This is a genomic window from Streptomyces sp. NPDC007162 (assembly GCF_040634175.1).
In the GTDB taxonomy this organism is placed as follows: Bacteria; Actinomycetota; Actinomycetes; order Streptomycetales; family Streptomycetaceae; genus Streptomyces.
Genome location: NZ_JBEYFC010000759.1, coordinates 1 through 3,263 on the forward strand (window position 1 = coordinate 1; position 3,263 = coordinate 3,263).

Sequence of the window (3,263 nt, forward strand, 5' to 3'; positions counted from 1 at the left end):
AGTGTTCTCTTACGATCTGATGGACTACAACATGCTGTACAACCAGTCCGCCGGCAACCCGCTGGGCGACAAGGCCCAGTACGACGCCTGGCGCACCCAGGCCCGGGACAGCTACGTCGCCGGCTTCGAGCGGGCGTACACCACCAACCGGGCGCCGTTCTTCATCGGCAACCACTTCGAGCGCTGGAACGGCGGCATCTACATGGACGCCGTCGAGGAGGCGATCGGCAAGATGGCCGAGCACGACGACGTGCGGTTCGTCTCCTTCAAGCAGCTGGTGGCGTGGCTGGAGGCGCAGGACCCGGCGGTGCTGCGCAAGCTGCGCACGCTGAACCCGGGGCAGGAGCCGACGGGCGGGTGGGCCGAGTTCCTGGGCACGGCGGGTAACCGGTCCTCGTAACCTTGGTCTGCTTTCATGGGCGGGCCGCACTTGATCACGTCCTGAGGAACGCGCCCTGAACACCCCGCTCGCCGAGACCCTGTCCGTCGTCCTGCTCGCCGCCGTGCTCGCATGGGCCGTGATCCGGCCGCGTGGCCTGCCGGAGGCGGTACTCGCCGTGCCCGCGGCGGGGGTGGTGATCGCCACCGGCGCGATCTCCGTCGACCATGCCCGGGCGGAGGCCGAGCAGCTGGGCCCGGTCGTCGGTTTCCTCGCCGCGGTCCTGGTGCTCGCCCACTTCTGCGACGTGGAGGGCCTGTTCCAGGCCTGCGGGGCATGGATGGCCCGCTGGTCGGCGGGACGGCCGGTGCGGCTGCTGACGGCGGTGTTCACGCTGGCGTCGCTGATCACGGCCGTACTCAGTCTGGACGCGACGGTCGTGCTGCTGACGCCGGTGGTGTTCGCGACGGCGGCCCGGTCCGGGGTACGGGCGAAACCGCACGTCTACGCCTGCACGCACCTGTCGAACACCGCCTCGCTGCTGCTGCCCGTGTCCAACCTGACGAACCTGCTCGCGTTCGCGGCCAGCGGGCTGAGCTTCACCCGTTTCGCGGCACTGATGGCGCTGCCCTGGCTGGTGGCGATCGGCGCGGAATACCTGGTGTTCCGCAGGTTCTTCGCCAGGGACCTGTCCTCGGCGGCCCCGGGTTCGAAGGACACCGGCGAGCCGCCGCGGCTGCCGGTGTTCGCGCTGGTGACGGTCGGCTGCACGCTCGCCGGGTTCGTGCTCACCTCGGCGCTGGGCATCGACCCGGCGTGGGCCGCGTGCGCGGGTGCGCTGGTGCTGGCCGGCCGTGCGCTGGTGCGGCGGCGGGCGACCCCGCTGACGGTGGTGAAGGCGGCGGCGCCCGCGTTCCTGGCGTTCGTGCTGGCGCTCGGCATCGTGGTACGGGCGGTCGTCGACAACGGACTCGCCGACGCGCTCGGGCACGTCCTGCCCGGCGGGAGCGGACTGCCCGCGCTGCTCGGCATCGCCGCGCTCGCCGCCGTACTGGCGAATCTGATCAACAACCTGCCGGCGGTGCTCGTGCTGCTGCCGCTGGCCGTGCCCGGCGGCCCCGGCGCGGTGCTCGCCGTACTGCTCGGGGTGAACATCGGACCGAACCTCACCTACGCCGGGTCGCTCGCGACGCTGTTGTGGCGCAGGATCGTGCACCAGCACGACCACGGCGTGGACATCGGCGAGTTCACCCGGCTGGGGCTGCTCGCCGTGCCGGTCGCGCTGTGCGGGGCCGTGGTGGCACTGTGGGGGGCGCTCCAGGTGGTCGGTGCCTAGACAGGAGGCCATGGAGATGCGGGTGATCGTCTGGCTGGTCGAGGGGACCTGGCCGGCCTGTGTGGACGCGGCGCGCGAGGGTGCGCGGGAGGCGTCCGAGGTGGTGCTGCTGCATGTGACCGAGCCGGGGGTGGCCGGACTCGCGCACGGCGCGTTCTCCGGTCTGCTGGGCCGGGCGGGCTCGGGACCGGACCCGGAGCGGCGGCTGGTGCAGCTCGGCGGCGAGTCGGCGGTGGCACTGCTCGACGCGGCCGAGGCACGGCTGGGGCTGCCGTGCACCCGGCTGGAGCGGACCGGCCGGGTCGAGCGGGAGGTGGTGGCCGCCGCCGAGGGGGCCGGTCTGCTGATCGTCGCCCGGGACGGCGACCGGTCCCGGCTCGGGCCGCACAGCCTGGGCAGGGCGGCCCGGTTCGTCGTCGACCACGCGCCCTGTCCGGTGCTGCTGGTGTGGCCGGAGGGTGCACCGGACCTGACGACCATGCCGCCCGCGCCGCCGCACCCCTGAGGCCGCCGCTTCAGCGGTGCTGGCGGCCGCCGTAACCGCCGCCGTAACCGCCGCCGTAACCGCCTCCGTAGCCCCAGCCGCCGCCGTACTGGCCGCCTCCGTAGCAGTAGCCCGGGTACTGCTCGCACGGGTTGTGGCCGGGGGCGGTGCTCGAAGGCGTCGGCTGTGCGGTGGTCCGTGACGCCGAGGGGGTGGGGGCCGGCGTGGCGGGCCGGGCGGCCTTGGTCGTCGGGGTCCGGGACGCGGTCGGCGTCGGGCTCGTTTCGGCGTCCCAGTTGACGATCTGCATCTGCAGGTCGGGCTGCGAGGTGTCCATCACCCAGCGCTGCGCGCCGACGTTCGCCCGGGTCTTGACGACCAGGGAACCGCCGCCGTCGGTGGCCGCCGGGGCGAGCGCCAGGTCCTGGTCCCAGCGCGGCACCAGGGCGCCCTGCAGGGTGAAGTCGTAGCGGATGCTCCGGGCGCCGGATCCGGTGGCGGCCGAGCACGGGGCGAGCTGCACGGAGTAGCCGAGGTGCGAGTCGAGGCACAGACCCGGGTCGGCGCCGTTGCGCAGTTGCCCGTCGGCCTCGTACGTCCACTGCTGGCTGGCGACCGACGAGCATGCGGCGAGTTCGGTCTCGGCGCCCTTGACGGCCTTCTTGCCGACCACGCCGATGCACAGGCCCGAGGCGATGTTGTGCAGTCTGCCGCGCAGGGTGCCCTGGGTGGTCTGGCTGGTGCCGACCCAGGAGGGACCGGAGGTGGAGCTGCCGGCGCCGGGCTTGGCGGAGGGCTTGGCCGCGGCCGTACCGGAGTCGTCGCCGGTGCCCAGCACCGCCCACAGCACCAGCGGCAGTACGACCAGACCGCTCACGGTACCGACGGCCACCGTGAGGTTGCGGCGGCGCGCCCGGCGGGCGGCGCGCTGCTGGGCGCGCCGGGAGGCCGCGGGGTGCACCACCAGGTCCTTGCCGGCGGCCGTCGCGGGGGCGAGCGCGACGCCGTACGCCCCCGCGATCCCGAGCAGCGGAGCTCCCCGCACCGAAAGCGAACGGATCGCC

3 protein-coding genes and 1 pseudogene are annotated in these 3,263 nt (G+C 73.6%); 3 read left to right on the plus strand and 1 reads right to left on the minus strand.

Annotated elements, in window-relative coordinates; translation table 11 throughout:
- The 3 genes and pseudogenes from ABZ646_RS43450 to ABZ646_RS43460 all read left to right on the plus strand — a co-directional run.
- Positions 1-400: pseudogene (locus ABZ646_RS43450) on the plus strand (hypothetical protein); the annotation flags it as partial.
- A gap of 55 nt (positions 401-455) precedes the next feature.
- Positions 456-1,715, plus strand: a complete 1,260-nt coding sequence (locus ABZ646_RS43455) for an arsenic transporter (RefSeq protein WP_360532417.1) — start codon at positions 456-458, stop codon at positions 1,713-1,715.
- A gap of 16 nt (positions 1,716-1,731) precedes the next feature.
- Positions 1,732-2,220, plus strand: coding sequence for a universal stress protein (locus ABZ646_RS43460; RefSeq protein ID WP_360532420.1), 489 nt, complete (start codon positions 1,732-1,734; stop codon positions 2,218-2,220).
- Between the two features lie 10 nt (positions 2,221-2,230).
- Here ABZ646_RS43460 and ABZ646_RS43465 read toward each other — a convergent pair.
- Positions 2,231-3,263 (minus strand): ricin-type beta-trefoil lectin domain protein (locus ABZ646_RS43465; protein WP_360532414.1); only part of this gene is annotated, 1,033 nt, incomplete at its 5' end.